This window comes from Bradyrhizobium sp. 25ACV (genome assembly GCF_054863005.1).
In genome coordinates this window covers 75,464-92,360 of the sequence record NZ_JAVAYO010000004.1, presented here as the reverse complement: position 1 = coordinate 92,360, position 16,897 = coordinate 75,464, and the positions used below count along the sequence as shown (strand labels likewise).

Annotated in this window: 16 protein-coding genes; 9 read left to right on the top strand and 7 right to left on the bottom strand. The window is 65.1% G+C overall.

Annotated elements, in window-relative coordinates:
• The first annotated feature begins 1 nt into the window (after window position 1).
• Both RAD04_RS10660 and RAD04_RS10655 read left to right on the top strand, forming a co-directional pair.
• Window positions 2-853, top strand: coding sequence for an alpha/beta fold hydrolase (locus tag RAD04_RS10660; protein ID WP_461623749.1), 852 nt, complete (start codon window positions 2-4; stop codon window positions 851-853).
• A gap of 95 nt (window positions 854-948) precedes the next feature.
• On the top strand, window positions 949-1,317 hold the full coding sequence (locus tag RAD04_RS10655; RefSeq protein ID WP_461623748.1) for a rhodanese-like domain-containing protein: 369 nt from the start codon (window positions 949-951) through the stop codon (window positions 1,315-1,317).
• A 73-nt stretch (window positions 1,318-1,390) separates the two neighbouring features.
• On the opposite strand, the gene RAD04_RS10650 is transcribed toward RAD04_RS10655, so the two are convergent.
• Complete coding sequence (locus tag RAD04_RS10650; protein ID WP_461623747.1) at window positions 1,391-2,353, bottom strand: helix-turn-helix domain-containing protein; 963 nt, start codon at window positions 2,351-2,353, stop codon at window positions 1,391-1,393.
• Window positions 2,354-2,594: 241 nt separating this feature from the next.
• Between RAD04_RS10650 and RAD04_RS10645 the strand changes: the two genes are divergently transcribed.
• The 5 genes from RAD04_RS10645 to RAD04_RS10625 all read left to right on the top strand — a co-directional run bounded on the left by RAD04_RS10645 (window position 2,595) and on the right by RAD04_RS10625 (window position 9,402).
• On the top strand, window positions 2,595-3,566 hold the full coding sequence (locus RAD04_RS10645) for an ABC transporter permease (protein WP_461623746.1): 972 nt from the start codon (window positions 2,595-2,597) through the stop codon (window positions 3,564-3,566).
• Window positions 3,567-3,606: 40 nt separating this feature from the next.
• Window positions 3,607-4,623 carry a sugar ABC transporter substrate-binding protein gene (locus tag RAD04_RS10640; protein ID WP_461623745.1) on the top strand — a complete coding sequence of 339 codons (1,017 nt, stop codon included), beginning with the start codon at window positions 3,607-3,609 and terminating at the stop codon, window positions 4,621-4,623.
• Window positions 4,624-4,700: 77 nt separating this feature from the next.
• A complete protein-coding gene (locus tag RAD04_RS10635; RefSeq protein ID WP_461623744.1) occupies window positions 4,701-6,818 on the top strand; it encodes an ABC transporter permease in 2,118 nt (705 codons plus the stop codon).
• On the top strand, window positions 6,815-7,909 hold the full coding sequence (locus RAD04_RS10630; protein WP_461623743.1) for a hypothetical protein: 1,095 nt from the start codon (window positions 6,815-6,817) through the stop codon (window positions 7,907-7,909). The genes RAD04_RS10635 and RAD04_RS10630 overlap by 4 nt, the downstream gene beginning before the upstream one ends.
• Window positions 7,906-9,402 carry a sugar ABC transporter ATP-binding protein gene (locus RAD04_RS10625; protein ID WP_461623742.1) on the top strand — a complete coding sequence of 499 codons (1,497 nt, stop codon included), beginning with the start codon at window positions 7,906-7,908 and terminating at the stop codon, window positions 9,400-9,402. Before RAD04_RS10630 ends, RAD04_RS10625 begins: the two co-directional genes overlap by 4 nt.
• 43 nt (window positions 9,403-9,445) lie before the next feature.
• Here the strand turns inward: RAD04_RS10625 and RAD04_RS10620 are convergent, their stop codons facing one another.
• On the bottom strand, window positions 9,446-9,658 hold the full coding sequence (locus tag RAD04_RS10620; RefSeq protein WP_461623741.1) for a hypothetical protein: 213 nt from the start codon (window positions 9,656-9,658) through the stop codon (window positions 9,446-9,448).
• 464 nt (window positions 9,659-10,122) lie between these two features.
• Between RAD04_RS10620 and RAD04_RS10615 the strand changes: the two genes are divergently transcribed.
• Complete coding sequence (locus tag RAD04_RS10615) at window positions 10,123-10,398, top strand: hypothetical protein (protein WP_461623740.1); 276 nt, start codon at window positions 10,123-10,125, stop codon at window positions 10,396-10,398.
• A gap of 12 nt (window positions 10,399-10,410) precedes the next feature.
• Here RAD04_RS10615 and RAD04_RS10610 read toward each other — a convergent pair whose 3' ends face one another.
• Window positions 10,411-11,205 (bottom strand): adenylate/guanylate cyclase domain-containing protein, encoded by a 795-nt coding sequence (locus tag RAD04_RS10610; RefSeq protein ID WP_028142246.1) that lies wholly within the window; start codon window positions 11,203-11,205, stop codon window positions 10,411-10,413.
• Window positions 11,206-11,444: 239 nt separating this feature from the next.
• On the opposite strand from RAD04_RS10610, the gene RAD04_RS10605 reads away from it, so the two are divergent.
• Complete coding sequence (locus RAD04_RS10605; RefSeq protein ID WP_461623739.1) at window positions 11,445-11,624, top strand: hypothetical protein; 180 nt, start codon at window positions 11,445-11,447, stop codon at window positions 11,622-11,624.
• A gap of 217 nt (window positions 11,625-11,841) precedes the next feature.
• Here RAD04_RS10605 and RAD04_RS10600 read toward each other — a convergent pair whose 3' ends face one another.
• The 4 genes from RAD04_RS10600 to RAD04_RS10585 all read right to left on the bottom strand — a co-directional run bounded on the left by RAD04_RS10600 (window position 11,842) and on the right by RAD04_RS10585 (window position 16,721).
• On the bottom strand, window positions 11,842-13,035 hold the full coding sequence (locus tag RAD04_RS10600) for an adenylate/guanylate cyclase domain-containing protein (RefSeq protein ID WP_461623738.1): 1,194 nt from the start codon (window positions 13,033-13,035) through the stop codon (window positions 11,842-11,844).
• A 113-nt stretch (window positions 13,036-13,148) separates the two neighbouring features.
• On the bottom strand, window positions 13,149-13,733 hold the full coding sequence (locus RAD04_RS10595; RefSeq protein ID WP_461623737.1) for a HutD/Ves family protein: 585 nt from the start codon (window positions 13,731-13,733) through the stop codon (window positions 13,149-13,151).
• 73 nt (window positions 13,734-13,806) lie between these two features.
• Entirely contained in the window at window positions 13,807-14,376 is a 570-nt protein-coding gene (locus RAD04_RS10590; protein WP_461624071.1) for a DUF2087 domain-containing protein, read from the bottom strand.
• Window positions 14,377-14,624: 248 nt separating this feature from the next.
• Window positions 14,625-16,721 (bottom strand): adenylate/guanylate cyclase domain-containing protein, encoded by a 2,097-nt coding sequence (locus tag RAD04_RS10585; RefSeq protein ID WP_461623736.1) that lies wholly within the window; start codon window positions 16,719-16,721, stop codon window positions 14,625-14,627.
• Window positions 16,722-16,897 lie beyond the last annotated feature (176 nt).

Sequence of the window (16,897 nt, the reverse complement as noted above, 5' to 3'; positions counted from 1 at the left end):
GATGCTTGACGTGAGCGAAGCCGGGCCGAGTTTGCTCAGATTATCGGAGAGGCTCAGTGTGCGTTTTCACAAGACCGGCAGCGGGCCTCCGCTGCTCCTCCTGCATACGATCCGGACGCAGCTCGAGTATTTCCGCAGCCTCGCGCCTCTCCTCGCCCGGTCGCACACGGTGTACGCCATCGATCTGCCCGGACACGGACACTCGCCGATCGATCCGGACGCGAGCTTCAACGAGCCCTATTTCAGGCAGGCGGTCATCCGCTTCATCGAGGCGCTGGACCTCTCGGATGTCACGCTCGTCGGCGAGTCGATCGGGGGCGCATTGGCCCTCACGGTGGCGGCCTCTCTCCCACACCGCGTGAAGCGGGTCTATGCAATCAACCCCTACGACTACGAAACCCGCTACGGGGACGGACTTCGACGTGGCAACTGGCTCGCGAACTTCATCATCGGAAGCCTGCAGGTGCCGGTGCTCGGCGCGATCAACGCGGCGCTCGAGAACAAGCTGGTTCTCGGCAAGATCATGGGTGGCGGATATCACGACCCGTGCAAGCTGCCGGCCGATCTGCTCGCCGAGTTCGACAAGGTGGCCCATCGCCCGGGCTACAAGCGGGTCGCACGCAGGGTGTTGGCGGGATGGCGATCCTGGTGCAAGGCCCGCGACTACTATCGGCAGATCCCGGCGCCGGTGACGCTCATCTATGGCGACAGCGATTGGTCCCGGCCCGACGAGCGCGAGCGCACACGGTCTCTCATTCCCAACGCGCAGGTGGTGACGCTCAGCAATACCGGCCACTTCTCGGCTGTCGAGAATCCGTCGGAGCTGGCTCGTGCGATATTGGGCACGGAATGAGCGCATGATCAAACAGAGCACGCTCCTCCAACAGAAGGAGGCGAAGCGCGACCGATATGCTATCCTCCGCGCGGGGCCACCAACGGAGACAACCCATGCCAACCAGCGTCAAGCAAATGCTCGAAGCCGCCAATGCGGCGGTCCCCAAGATCACGTCGGAACAGGCCACTGACATGATCAAGAACGGCAACACGCTGGTCGTCGATGTTCGCGATGCGCCGGAGGTTGCCGCCAGCGGCAAGATCGCGGGGGCCGTGCATGTCTCGCGCGGGATGCTGGAGTTTCGCGCGGATCCGGAGTCGCAATATCACGACAAGGCGTTCGACAAGAGCAAGACCGTCATTCTCTACTGCGCGTCCGGCGGCCGATCGGCGCTGGCGGGCAAGCTGCTGAAGGATATGGGCTACGAGAAGGTCTATAACGTCGGCGGCTTCAAGGACTGGTCGGGGGCGGTGGAGAAATAGAACACGCGGGCTGCCTGCCTGCCGGGCCTGGTTGCCGCCGACCGTCTTCACCGGCGCTCGGCGCGCGATCCTCCTACTCGATCGACGTCATCTGCCGCCGGCGCAGCTCGGACGGGCTGTGGCCGAACTTGCGGCGAAACACCGTGCTGAAATGCGACGAGCTGCTGAAGCCCAGCCGATAGGCGATCTCGGTCACCGACAGCGCACGCAGCTCCGGGCGCATCAGCGCGTCGTGGCAACGTTGCAGGCGGCGGTTCAGGATCCATTCGGACACCGACATCTCGGTCGATCGAAACAGGTAGTGCAGATGGCGGAGCGAGACGCCGTTGCTCCTGGCAATCTTCTCCAGCGACAGGTCCGGATCGGTCAGGTGCTCCTCGATCCAGGCCTTGACCGAGCGCAGGCGCGCATTCCGCGCCGTCGCGTCCTCCGAGAACTCGTCCTTGTCGCCCATGTCCAGCGCGAGCGCCAGCACGTCCATCAGCTCATGACCGAGCCGGGTTCGCGCCGTCTCCTCCAGGCTTGATGCCTCCGAGGCGAGCAGCGCGCAGAATTCGGCGGCGATCCGCCCCAAGCCCCGTCCCGTCGCGATCGTCGCCGCCGACGGCATCTTTCCTTCGGCGAAGCGCGACGAGAATTCCTTGCGCGGGATCTCCAGATACAACGACCGGAATCGGTCCGAGCATTCGAGATCGTAGGCGTCGGAGGCCGAAAAGATCGCGCCGGTGCCCGGGCTGGTCACCAGGGTCTGGCCGGCCTGCAGCACGTCCATGCTGCCCTGTTGCAGAAACTGGACGTAGTAACAATCCTTGTCGAGCTTCGCGATGTGCCGCTCGCGCCGCGATATCCGCTGCTCCGACAGGAAGACGTCGCTCATCGTGACCGGGCCGAATTGCGCCTCGCGGATAAAGCCCTGATAGTCGGCCGGCTTCAACGCGTTCACGTCGACATGAACGTAGTGATCACAGATTGCATCCTGCCAGGCCGCGAAGCGCTTGGCGGGATCTAGCTCCTCGGTCGTAAACACGAGATCCATCGGCGGCCCGTTACGTCGAGATATATCTGTGCAGCGCACAAAAGCTGCCGGCCGATCTTAGGTTCCTGTCAGCTTCGCGCAAGACTCTTTGCGCGCCAACGCAAAAGGTTTGCGCGTTGACGCAAGCCACATTGAGGCCTCTCGCCTATCAAGCGCAAAACGAAATTGGGACGGGGGAGGCAAACGCGGGCGGAGACGGCGATCCCGCACGCGCAATGCCGATCCCAGGGGATGGCAAGCGATGAAGCGCATTCGGATCAGCCAACAGGAGATCGTGTTTGCGGTCTTCGCTGCACTTTTCCTGACCTTCTCGGTATTCCTCAGCGGCTTTCTCTCCGCCGACAACATGCTGACATTGCTGCAGAACGTGGCGGTGCTCGGCATCCTCGGCCTCGCCATGGCGATCGTCGTGATCGGCCGCGGCATCGACCTCTCGCTGATCGCGGCACTCGCGGTCCCCGGCGGCCTCGTGCTGCAGATGGTGCAGAACGGGCATTCGCTGCTCGCCTCGCTGCTCGCGGCCGGCCTGCTGTCGATCGCGATCGGTCTCGTCAACGGCTGGCTCATCGCCTATGCGGAAGTGCCGCCCTTGTTCGCGACGCTGGCGACCGGCCTGTTCGTCGCCGGTCTCGGCCAGGCCGCCCTCTTCCAGCTCGACGTCGTGCAATGGAGCGAGGGCATGGCCGGGTTCGAGCGGCTCGGCCAGGGCAGCATCCTCGGCATCCCCACCTCGATCGTCATGTTCGCGATCGCCTGCGTCGTGGTTTTCATCCTGCTGCGCAAGACGCGCTGGGGCGCCTACATCTACGCGATCGGCGACAACCCGTTCGCCTCGCGCGTGACCGGCATCCCGTCGCGGCCCATCATCGTGCTGCAATATGTCCTCGCGGCGCTGATCGGCTGCTTTGCCGGCCTCGTGCTGGCTGCGTCCGTCAACTCCATGCCGACCCGGATCTTCAATTCGACGCTGATCTACGACGTCATCCTCGTCGTCGTGCTCGGCGGCATCGGCCTGTCGGGCGGGCGCGGCGGGGTCGTCAATGTCATCATCGGCACGCTCCTGATCGGAACGATGCTGAACGGAATGACGATCCTCAACATTCCCTATGCCGGCCAGAACCTCATCAAGGGCCTGGTGCTCCTGATCGCGGTGATCACGGACACGCTGCTCAATCCACGAAACGAAGAAACGGCCCAACAGGGCGACATCTGATCTGCCTGGAAAAAACGCGTATCCAACAAGGAGGAAGACAATGGCCTGCGTTCAAAAGTTTGCGCTTGGAAGTATCGCCGCATTGGCGCTTTCAGCCAGCGCCGCTCCGGCCCTTGCCCAGCAGGGCCTCGACGAGCCGTTCCAGAAGCCGTTCCGCGAAGCGCTTGCCGGCAAGACCGTCGCCTACGTGCCGGTCGCGATGAACTTCGACCTGACCGAAGGCTGGTACGCCGGCCTCAAGAAGGAGCTCGAGCCGTTCGGCGTCAAGTTCGTGATTCGCGATCCCAACTGGAATACGAACGCCGGCGCGCAAGCCGTCACCTCGCTGATCTCGGAGAAGCCGGCGGTGATGGTGATCCACAATCCCGACGTCCAGACCTACGCCAAGCTGCTGCAGCGCGCCGAGAACGAAGGCATCTACGTCATCCAGATCAACATGGGCTCGGCCTACCGCAGCTCGGCCTTCGTCGGCGCCAACTGGATCGAGATCGGCGAGCGCCAGACCGAAGGCGTGGTGAAGGCCTGCCAGGGCAAGTCGAACAAGATAGCCATCATCCAGGGCGCGCTCTCCGCGGCGGCCAGCGCCTATACGCTCAAGGGCGTCGAGAACATCCTCGCCAAACATCCCGAGATCAAGGTCGTCTCCAGCCAGGCCGCCGATTGGGATGCCGCCAAGGCCAAGGCGATCACCCAGACGGTGCTGAAGCAGAATCCCGATCTCTGCGGCATCGTCGGCTTCTGGGACGGCATGGACATCGGAACCGCCGCCGCGATCAAGGAAGCCGGCCTGACCGGCAAGGTGTTCCTGGCGACCTCGGGCGGCGGAGAGCGCAAGGGTGCATGCGAGCTCGTCAAGAACGGCTCGTTCGATCTCAACATGAGCTACGACGTGCCGACGCAGGCCGCGCAGATGGCCGGCACGATCAAATGGCTGTTGTCGTCGGGCGCCAAGCCGGGTTCGATCAAGGGCTCGGAATACACCACGCTGATCCCGATCACGAAAGAAAACGCCGACACCCAGACGGCGTGCTGGAATCTCTCCGATCTCAAGAAGTGATCGCACACTAACGCTGCGCGCTCCGCCCCTTCGGGTGCGGAACGCGCAACCTTGCTCATGGAATCAGCGGAAAGCAGATGCGCGAGACACTGACCAGGCTCCGATATCGCTACTGGCCGGACCATCTCCTCGGCGAGATCCTGTCCAAACGCTGGACCGAAACCGCCATTCCGGTGATCCTGATGCTGATCGTCGGCTTCGCGCTCAGCCGCTCGCTCGAGCACTTCCTGTCCGCATCGAGCCTCGCCGATACCGCGCGGCAGGCCGGCGAGATCGGGTTCATCGGTCTTGGCATGGCGCTGGTCGTCATCGTCGGGGGCATCGATCTGTCGGTCGGCTCGATCTTCGCCCTGACGGATTTCTGCGCGCTCTATCTGCTCGACGTGCTCAACTGGCCGGTCCCCGCCGTGGTGGTGGTCACCATGATCGTCGGCGGGCTGCTTGGCGCCGTCAACGGCGTGCTGATCGGGTATCTCAGGCTGCGCGCCTTCATCACCACGCTGATCACGCTGATCATCTACCGCTCGGCGTACGATTTGTTGATTCAACGGTACTCCAACGCCATCGCGTCGGCCTTCCCGGACATTCCGTCCTGGGATTTCATCGGCGGCGGCGACGTTCTCGGCATTCCCAGCGTCGCCCTGGTCTACATCGTGATTGCGATCTTCGGCCACGTCTTCCTGACGCGGCTGCGGCCGGGCTGGCACATCACCGCGATCGGCGGTTCGCGGCGCTCGGCCTACAATTCCGGCATTCCCGTCCGCCGCACCATCGCGCTCTGCTACGTCGCGAGCGGCGTGCTGACCAGCATCGGCGCGCTGTTCTTCGCGGCACGGCTCGGCACGGTCGGCGGTGACATCGGCGTCGGCTTAGAGGTGATCGTGCTGACGGCGACCGTGCTCGGCGGCATCACGCTCGGCGGCGGCAAGGGGTCGGTCGTCAAATCCATGGTCGGGGTGCTCGTCGTCCTGCTCGTCACCAACGGCCTGACCGCCATGAATGCGCGCGGCGGCGTCAACCGCATGGCGCTGGCGACGATCCTGCTGGCGGCGGCGATGGTCGACATCCGCTGGCAGAAGAACCGCACCCGCATCATCAGCAAGGTCTATGTCGCCCCGACCTATCACGCGCTGCCGCCTCCGCCGCCGACCGAGATCGGCAGCGGCGGGCCGTTCGAGCAGAACGACAGGCTGCGTGACGTCTCACTGATCGGGCTCGGCCGGATCGAGGCGCCAGAGGACGTCATTCTCGACCGCAACGACGTGCTCTATGCCGGATCGCGGCACGGCGACATTATTCGCTTCTTCCCGCCCGATTACGAGCGGATGGAAGTGTTCGCGCATATCGGCGGCCAGCCGCTCGGCATGGCGTTCGACAAAGAGGACAATCTCTATGTCTGCATCGGCGGCATGGGCCTCTATCGCATCAAGCCCGACGGCACGGTCGAAAAGGCCACGGACGAGACCAATCGCAGCATCCACTCCGTGAACGACGACAGCCGCCTGCGGCTCGCCGACGATCTGGACATCACCGACGACGGACTGATCTTCTTCTCCGAGGCGACTGTGCGCTACGAGATGGACGAATGGCCGGTCGACGGGCTGGAAGCCCGCGGCAACGGCCGCATCATCTGCTACGACACCAAGACCGGCACCACCCACACCGCGCTGCGCGGCCTCAAATTCCCGAACGGCGTCGCGGTCGCCAGCGACGGGCAATCCATCCTGTTCGCGGAGACGTTCGGCTGCTCGATCAAGCGCTACTGGTTCGCAGGTCCCAAGAAGGGCGATGTCGAGATCGTCATGGACAATCTGCCGGGCTACCCCGACAACATCAACCTCGCCTCGGACGGCAATTACTGGCTGGCGCTGGTCGGCATGCGCAGTCCGTCACTGGATCTCGCCTGGAAGATGCCGGGCTTCCGCAGGCGCATGGCCAAGCGCGTGCCGGTCGACGAATGGCTGTTTCCGAACATCAACACCGGCTGCGTCGTCAAGTTCAACGAGCAGGGCAAGATCCTGGAATCGTTCTGGGACCTCAAGGGCCTCAATCATCCCATGATCACCTCGATGCGGGAGCATCGCGGCTATCTCTATCTCGGCGGCATCGCCAACAACCGGATCGGCCGCTTCAAGCTCGACAATGCCGATCCCGACTTCGTGCAGTACGACAAGCGCTGGGGAAAGTCGTCGTGATCGCCGCCGTGCGCGAATTCGCCAACCGTTTCCTCGGCCGTGGCGAGGCGGCCATCACCGTGCCGTCGTTCGACGGGGCGTTGAAGCCCAACCAGGCGCTCGAGCAGGCGGAGATCCTGCTCGAATGTGACGCGCCGGAGGATCTCTGCACGGAGGGCACGTCGCTGCTCATTGCCGACGGCGCACGTCTGACGCGTTTGACCGGAAACTCGACAACGGCGGTCCGCACCTTCGAGCGGCCGATCTCGGCGCTGGCATCCCTGCCCGGTGGAGGCCTTGCCGTCGCACTCGGCGGCACGGAGGTCCGGCTCTACGACAACGCCGCGGCCGAGACGCCCAGGGCCGCCTTTGCGCAAGGGCTGCACGCCGTCAATGCGCTGGCGCCCGCGGCCGACGGGACGTTGATCGCAACCGATGGATCATCGTTGCACGGTGTCGGCGACTGGGCGCGCGATCTGATGGAGCTCGGCAAAACCGGCCGGGTCCTTAGGCTCGATCCGAAGACCGGCGCGATCGGAGAGCTTGCGGCCGGATTGGGCTACGCATTCGGCGCCATCGCAAGCAACGGCGCTGTGCTCGTCAGCGAAAGCTGGCGGCATCGCCTGGTCTCGATCTCGCCGGACGGAACCCGCAACGATCTGCTGCGGCACCTGCCCGTCTATCCGTCCCGGCTGTCGCCGGCGAGCGGCGGCGGCTTCTGGCTCACCGCATTCACCGCGCGCACCCAGCTGGTCGAGTTCGTGCTCCGCGAGCCGGCCTATCGCCGCCGCATGATCGCGGAGATCGACCCGGAGTTCTGGGTGGCGCCCCGTCTGCGCTCGGGCCACTCCTTCAAGGAGCCGCTGCAGGGCGCGCACATCAAGACCATGGGCGTGATGAAGCCCTGGGCGCCGCCGCGGTCGTACGGTCTCGTCGTCCGGCTCGGAGCCGACGGCCTTCCGCGCTATTCCCTCCATAGCCGTGCCGACGGCGTCAACCACGGCATCGTCGCGGCCGTGGAAGCCGGCAACGACCTCGTCATGATCGCAAAGGGACCTGGCCGTGTCATCAGGCTACCGCTGGCCTCCCTCGGCGAGGAGGCCCGCGCATGAACGACCTCGTCCTGTCGCTGTCGAAGGCGACCAAGCTCTACGCCGGCGTGCCCGCCATCGAAGGTGTCGATTTCGACCTGCGACGCGGCGAAATCCACGCGCTGGTCGGCGAAAACGGCGCAGGAAAATCGACGCTGACCAAGGTCATGGCCGGCGTCGTGACGCTGACCTCCGGCGGCATGACGGTCGACGGCGTCGATGTCACCCCGAGGACTCCGCTGGAGGCGCGCAACCTCGGCATCGCGATGGTGTTCCAGGAGAACAGCCTGGTGCCGACGATGACGGTGGCGCAGAACCTGTTTCTCGGTCAGGAGAAATTCTACAATCGCCTGCGCGGCATCTACATCGCGGCCCAGCAATTCCTGCAATCTCTCAACTTCGACGTGACGCCCACCGCGACGGTCGGTGGGTTAGGGGCGGCCAAGAAACAGATGGTCGAGATCGCACGCGCGGTCCTGCACAAGGCCAAGGTGATCATCTTCGACGAACCGACGGCAACGCTGACGCCGGAGGAGAAGAAGTACTTCTTCGACCTGGTCAAGGACCTGAAGAAGCGCGGCGTCTCCATCATCTTCATCTCGCATGCCCTCGAAGAGGCGCTGCTGCTCGCCGACCGCATCACGGTGCTGCGCGACGGCAAGCATGTCGTGACCGACGACGCCTCCCGCTTCGATCGGGCGCGCATCGTCCAGGCGATGGTGGGGCGGGACCTCTCCAACACGCTCTACGGCGCGCGCAAGGCGAAGGTGCGGCCTTCGGGCAAGCGGGCGCTGACGGTGCAGAACCTGAAGATGGCGCCGATGGTGAAGAACAACTCGCTGTCGGTGTTTGCCGGTCAAATCACCGGCGTCTTCGGTCTCGTCGGCGCGGGACGCACGGAGACGTTCAAGATCGTCGCAGGCGTCATGAAGCGCGACTTCTTCCACGGCGGCGAGGTGATCCTCGACGATAAGCCGGTCCGCTACCGCGTCCCTGCGCCTGCCGTGCAGGCCGGCATCGCCTACGTGACGGAGGACCGCAAGGTCGAAGGATTCTTCGAGACCGCATCCATTGCGCGCAACATCTATCTCGGCCTGCTCGCCAAGTTTCCCAAAGGACGCACCTGGCTGTCACGCCGCGAAAGCACGGCGACCGGAAAGTCCTGGATCGAGCGACTCAAGGTGCGCGCCATCGGCGACGAGGCCAAGGTCGTCGAATTGTCCGGCGGCAACCAGCAGAAGGTCGTGATCGCCAAATCGCTGATCCAGGATCCGGAGCTGATCATATTCGACGAACCGACGCGGGGCGTCGATGTCGGGGCCATCGTCGAGATTCACGAGCTGATCAATTCGCTGGCCGACAAAGGCAAGGCGGTGGTCGTGATCTCCTCCTACCTGCCGGAGATCATGGCGCTGTCGGACCGAATCCTGGTTTGCAGGCAAGGCAAGGTCGTCGAGGAGTTTTCCGCGCTGGATGCGACCGAGGAAGCCATCATGTACGCGGCGATCCATTGACGGTTGCCCGCCCGCCACATCGCTGCACAATGACGCGGACGGATCAGGCGGAACGCGGCATCGGGACGGGCTGCGCGCTTCGCTCACCCAGCAGCTTGCCGGTGGTGCTGTTGGCGAAGTGCAGCGACATGCAGGCCGGGCACCTCACGGACACATAGCTGTCCGCCGGCTCGAAGCTATCGGGCCGCTCATCATCGATCCGATGCTGGACGTTTATGCCGGTGCGCGGGCACCTGAAGAGGATCTGGCGCTGCATGTCTTTATTCATGCGCCCGAACCGCGGCCGGCGAAATTGCGGATGATTCCTTAGGGGCCCTCCCCGTGTTTGAGATGGGTCAATGGAAAGGGCCTGCTCACGCCTATGCTCTGCATGACATCGGCCGCGCTCCTGCTCCGGTGCCGAACGAAGCGGAGCCCGGACTCCTAGGCACTCCGGGCACCGCTTCGCAAGACGGGGACTGACCGACCGCGACCACGGAGCCGGCTCCGGACGAGCGGCTTCGATGGAACCAGGGCAAGAACCGCGGGTTGAAATGGCGCAGCCCTGAACAAAACACGCAATCGGCTTGGCGCCTTCAAGGAAGCCAGCGCTGATTGACGTCGTCCTTGTTGCCTGACCCGACCGACACGGCCGTACCGGACCGAACCGACACGGCCGAGGGTACGACCCTCCGCCGGAAACAGGCCGCCATCGGGACCGCCTCGATCAGGAGAGCAGCCATGATGTCCGCCAACGTCGACGATCTGACCGCAGTGGTACGCTACGCGCTCGAAACCACCCGTGCGACCACGGTCTGCCCTTTCCACGATGAGGTGATCGTCCGCGTCGGCGACGACGCCGCCGAGAGCCATGCCTACGAACGCGCCAAGCGAATCCTCAGGAGCGACGGCACGGCCTTCGAGGCAGAGGCTCTCAGGGAAGAGATCGGCCACCAACTCGCCGCCGCCGCGGATGGACGATGCCCCAAATGCGACCGGACCGATCCGAGCGGATAGGCCGCAATCCCATCAATCCTCCACCCGAAACAGCCGCCACCGCTCTGGCACGCCCTTGAGCTGATGCACGCCGTGATCCCTGAAGCGGATCTCCGACTGCGCCATCAGGTCCTTGACCGCGCTCGATACCAGGACTTCGCCGGCGCGGGCTTTGGCCGCGACGCGCGTGCCGATGTGAAACGCGAGACCGACCATCTCGCCCCCGCTCACACTGTACTCGCCCGCATGCAGCCCGACCCTGATGTCGAGCCCCAGCGTGCGCACGGCCTTCTGGATCGCGGTCGCGCAGCGGACGCCGGAGGCCGGCGCCTTGAATGTCGCCAGCACGCCGTCGCCGGTCGTCACCACTTCCTTGCCACGCGTGCTTTTCAGCTCCTTGCGCACGGCCGCATAATAATGGCCCATGACCTTGGTCCACCGCGCGTCGCCGAGCTTTGCCGCCTTTTCGGTGGAGCGGACGATATCGACGATCAGGATGGTGGCGAGTGCCTGCTTGAGTTCCGCGCTCCGCTCGGCGGATCGGCGCCGGAGCGCGATCGGTCCGGCCAGCGGCTCGTAGCGGTGGCTGCGGCGCCGGGCGATGGCGGCTTTGGCGTAGTCCTGGGCGCGCTGCGTCGTGCCGCAGCGAACTGTCTTCTCCTGCGGCAGACGCGTCCAGTAGACCCTTCGCCCATCGCCGGCGCCCTGCACCTCAACGGCACCCCACTTCAGGAACACCGCCGAGCCGACGCGCCGAACGCACCACGCCTTCGACGTGTAGCCGGATACGTTGGACTGAAGGACTCCGATGCGAAGGAATTTGGGCATGAACGTGCGGCCGATTTGAAGGACCGTTTGGGTGTCTTCGGGGCGGAAGCCTATTCGTACAATCCTGCATCGGCAATAGGGGCTTCCCAAGGCTGTCGGCGGCACCTGACACCGGGATCATGCTGACAGTGCCCAAACGCGAGCCGCCCGTCCATTCGTCGGTCGAGAGTTTTCACTCGTCCAAGCAACGATCAGCCTTCAGACGTGTTCTTCCGACATCAGACACCGTGAGGCGCGCCATGAGCAAGGATGACGAACTGAAGCCTGACGACTTCCCGATCGAGGCCGACAAGGACAAGCTCAGGACACGCAAGGGCGAGCCCGTCGCCTCGGCGGAGTCGGACAAGATTGCGGACCAGATCGCCGAGCGTCTGAACGAGCACGCGCACCAGGAAGAGCAGGATCGCTGGTCCGCGTAGGCGTTACCGGGGTGCAGGGCCTTGGCCTGCACCGGCTCTCACAGTTCCGGCGAATGGCGGCCTCGGCTCGACCTCCGCCCCCCTGGACCGCGAGCCGGGGCTGTCTGATCCCAGGCAAACCCAGGGCGGCCAGCAGGCGATGCCGAACTCGGGCTCCACCGGAGCGAACCGCAAATAGATGCGCCGCTGGGAATTCGTCCCGGGTGAGGCAGTCGCCTTACCCGTGATATGCGAACAGCTCGATCGGATCGCTGAAGCCGCGCACCTCGTGCCTGCCGACGTGCTCCAGCTCGAACTTCTCCTCCACCAGCTCCGCAAAATCGCGTGACAGCAGCACCGTTCGTCCGAGCTGCTTGGTGAGGGCTTCGAGGCGGGAGGCCATGTTGACGGCGGGGCCGATCACCGTGAAGTCGAGCCTGCTGGTCGAGCCGATATTGCCGTACATGACGTCGCCGACATGGACGCCAATGCCGTAGTTCAGCGGCGCGCGGCTGGTCGCATTGTTCCGCTCGTTCAGCGCGGTCATGGCCTGACGGGCCTCGGTCACGGCGTGGAGCAGGTTCGCGCAGGCATCGGGCTCTTGAAGCGGGAAGATGGCGAGCAGGCCGTCGCCGATGAACTTCAGGATCTCGCCGCCGTGCCGCGCGATCGGCTCGGACATCGCGTCGAAATAATCGTTGAGCAGATCGATGACGTCGTCGCGCGGCCAGTTGTCGGAGATCTTGGTGAAGTCCCTGAGGTCGCAGATCATGATCGCGGCGCGCACGGTCGTGCCGCTGCCGCGCCTGGTGGCGCCGGCGAGGATCAGCTGGCCGGCATGCGAGCCGACATAGGTCTCCAGCAGGGTGCGCGCCAGCCGGTTCTTGATACGGATCTCGCTGACCAGCGCCAGCACCGGCAGGAGCTTCTTGAGCGCGGCGATATGCGAATCCTCGAAGCCGCCCGGACGGTCGGTCGCGAAGGTGATGAGATGCCGCTTGCCGAGCGTGTGGTAGAGCGGCCAAGCCACATAGTCGGTCAGGCCCTTTTCGCGCATCTCGTCGTAGAGGGCGTGCTTGCGGCCGAGCGAGGGATCGCGCTCGAGATTCTCGCGCACCTCGCTGGCGCCGTCCTGCATTTCATTGGCGGGACTGCCGATGAATTCGGACCGCTCGCGGACGTCATAATCCACCCGCGCGATCTCCGCCTCGCGCATGCCGTCGGACCACATGAACCGGGCGCCAAGCCATTGCGGATGGTGGATCAGGACATGGAGCGTCGACCGCTTCAGCGGAATGCCCGCCTGCTGCAGACGGATGCACATGTCGGCGAAGATATTGTCGATGAAGCGCTCGTCGCGCGTGCCATTGGTCAGCCAGTCGACGACACCGTCGACCTGCGTGGCGGGGGCGTTCTTGTCTTGCGCGGTCATATCCTGCCCTTCACGGCGGTCTGCATCAGGGCAGATATCGTGCCCCGACTCCGCCGCGTCAACCTAGCCAGTTGCATGGATTGTGCGCATCGGGCTGTCGGGGCCGTCGCCCCTTAACCGACGATCCGGATCGACCCCAGCACCACCGGACCCGAAACGAGCGCGAGCCACGATGTCTCGGTCAATTCGATCCTGAGCGTGCCGTTGCCGGGGATGGCAAGATCCTCACCATCGAGGCGGATGCGGCAATCGCCGTGCGGTGCGTAAACCAGATGCGTGCCGGCATACAACGGTCTATCGCCGGCTTCCCTGAGCGCTTCGAGCTCGATCTTCACGGCGCCGCGCCGCGCCATCAGGTTGACGACCTCGACCGGCCCGGCGTGAAGCTCCGTCACGATCTCGAGCTCGCCGGTGAAGCGCACCGTCGTAAAAGGTTCACGCTCGTCGAATTCCTGGCCCGGGGCCTTGAGCACCAGCCCGCGCCCACCGACCACCATCTGCAAGCGGTCGATGCCCGGCATATGGGAGAAGGGTCCGGGCGCCACGATCGGCGTGCTCGCAAAACGCCAGAGCAGGCTATCCCAATTCTTCTGCGGCGCATCGGCCCGATGAGCGTCCGCGATATCAGTGAAGATGCCGCCGCCGTTCTTCCAGGGCGAGCGAGTATAGTCTTCAGATCTGAGCAGTGTTGCCTTCATGGCGGTCCTCGATGCGATGGCGGCGCAGGGAAACGCGTTCGCCCGGCGAGCGGCAATGCGTCCGGATTTGCGGTCATCTCGCAGCTTCCGGTCGTCCGGACGCGCTGGCCTTGAGGTGGCGCAGAAGCGCTGCGGCCTCCATCGGAGGCCGACGCTCGATCCGGCGATACGCGCGCCCGTCGGCCGTGCGGGAGACCAGGCCGTGATCGCACAGCGCGCGGCGGAGCAAGGCATCATCGGCGAAAGTGTGCTGACGGCTCAACAACGTCTTCACTTGCGCCTCGGCCAGGCTGCATCGTGGTGGGAAGCCGGCCCACAACACCCAGAGGCTCAACTGCTGCAAATTGTGACGGGCCGGCCAGCGAAGCAGCCTGCCGTGGTCGTCGAAATGGCGCGCGGCGCGTTGCACGCGCTTCAAATCGACAGCATCGACTTGTGGTGTGGGCGTGCCGCGGTCATCCACGGCAGTGCCGACCGCACGCGCGCGAAAATGCTGATAGTTCCTGTGCCCTGTCGCACGTGCAAGAATGTTGAGCAGCTCGACGTGACCGGGCGGCGACGTGCGCTCCAGAAGCTGGGCGCGCAGAGATTTCGCGAGCGCGGAGATGTCGCCCGCAACGAATTCAACGGGGGTTCTGGTCATGACCAATCCTCGATGTGCCGATCCACAGATGGATTGTCGGAGGTCACCGGCTTACGACGCGGCACGAGGTTTGGTGTCGGTACGATTGAGCCTTGCAGGTTTAGCTTCCCTCGCGGGACGGTGACGCCTGGGTGAACTGCAGACCCGGCCAAACCCTTACTATAGACGCCCGGCGAGCTCAAGGGCCTGGCCCGAGGGATGCGCGGACGCCGTGATTGGAGCGCCAGGTGTCCCGGACTCCGACGCCGCTATTTCGAGGTCAGTGCCGCCACGGCATGCCAGGCGACATCGGGCGCAGCTGCAGCGAGCTGCCGGCAGCGCTCGCGCATCAGCTCGGCGGGACGATCGTGGCCGCGGCGTTTCAGCACGGCCTCGAAATCGCCGAGCGCATCGGCGAACCGCCGCGCGCGATAGGAGGCGAGGCCGTGCGCGTAGTCCGCAATCCAGCTGGTCGCCTCGCCGTCTGTGGCGTCCTCGCTGACGATCCCGATCAGTTCGTGGACGGAAAGTCCCTCCTCCCGGCCGTAGACCGCGATACTATCGACCTCGCGCGTGATGACGGCGCCGCGCGCCAGGCGCTCGGTCGCCTCGCCGATCAGGATCTGCGTGCCATAGACTTTGTTGGCGCCTTCGAGCCGGCTGGCGACGTTCACGGCATCGCCGATCACGGTGTAGTTCAGCCGCAGCTCCGAGCCGATATTGCCGACCAGCATGCGACCCGAATTGATGCCGATCCGGATCTGGATCGGCTGGCCTAAATCGTCAGCGAGGCCCGATGCTTCGATCGCCCTGCGGCAGGCGAGCGCGGCACGACAGCATCGTGCGGCGTGATCGCCTTGCGGCTGCGGCGCACCCCAGAACGCCATCACGGCATCGCCGATGAACTTGTCGATGGTGCCGCCATTGGCGACGATAATCTCCGAGGTGACGTCCAGATAGCGCGACAGCAGCGGCACCACGCGATCGCCCAACCGCTCGGACAGCCCGGTGAAGCCGGCAATGTCGATGAACATCACGCTGAGCTCCTGGACGCTGCCGCCGGGCCTCGCCTCGACGCCCTGGCGCAGCAGGCCGCGGACCAGATCGGCCGGGATGAATTTGCGGAAGGCGGACAATCCGGCCGCCATCTCGGCGATCGCTCCCGACAGGCTCGCGATCTCCTTGAGCCGCGAGGGGTGGCGGCGGACCTGCTCCAGCGCGAAAGCCTCGACGTGGCGCAGCTCGCCGACGACGCGCGACAACGGCGCGGCGATGACGGACCGCGCCAGCATCGCCGAGGCCAGCGCCGCGAGCACGGCGCCGATGGCGAGGCCGAGGATCAGGCGGTGCAACGTCGTCTCGACCGGCCCGAGAAATTCGGCCTCCGGAATCACGGTGGCGAGCGACCAGCCGGGAAACGGCAGCGGCGTCAGCGCAACCTCGTAGGCCGCGCCGCCGGAGGTGAGTCGGCTTCGCCAAGCCTCCTTGCGGCCGTCCTCGCCCGCCTTGTCGAGCGCAGCGCGCGCCAGCGACAACAGCGTCGTGTCGCCGCGCGCCGGATGGAGCTCGTCGGCCTCCTTGTCCGGCGCCGCGACGAGCTCGCCGCTTCCATCGACGATGAAGGCGGTGCCCGTGCGCCCGACCTCGAGCTGCGACAGGAAACGCGCAAGCCTCGTATATTCGATGATGACGGCCAGAACGCCTTGCCGCTCCTGATAGACGTCGATCGGCCCCGCGAACGCGATCGACGGCCGCTCGCCGGTCGCATGGTCCATCACCCTGAACCATTGCGGCTCATCCGCGGTCAGCCCGGCCTTGAACCAGGCTTGATCGGCGACATGAAATCCGCTCGGCTCGAACCGGCGATTGGCGAATTCGATGTCGCCGGGCACCACGTCATATTCATCGACGCGACGCTGGCCCGGATGATCCGTCAGCGAGATCTCCATCATCTCCAGGCGGCGATCGCCGAGCTTGTGCGCGGCGAAGAAGGAGCCGTCGGGCCAGCCGAAGGCGACCCAGGAGATTGTCGCCTGCGACTGCAATTGCGACAGAAACACGAACTCCCGCTTGTCGGCCTCGCGGGTGTCGAGCACGTTCTGCAGGAACAGCGTGCGGATCGCGGTATGCGCGGCGCGCGCCTCGTCGACGATGGCCGAGACCTCCTTGCGCACCGCCGCCACGATCTGCTCGTTGATGGTCGCGGCGAGTTGCCGGCTGGTCGCCTCCGCCGTGCGCCACCAGAGCAGGCTGGAGAGCGCGGCCGTCAGCAGGATCGCAGCCAGGACCAGCGCGGACACCGCGAGGCGGATGCTGACCGTCAGCCTTGCGATCGCATGAAGCCGTCGTTCGGGATCAACCTTCATCGCTGTCTTCACCTGCCGGTCCACGCGAGCCACCGACAATGCTCTACGCTGCCGGCGCTCGCCCGTTACGTCTGGCAGAAAATGGACGCGCGCCGCCAATGCCCGGTGGCTACCGTCTCGATAGACCCAAGGCATTGGCCTTGGGCGGACGCTTGCCCGCTAATGCCGGCCCAAGC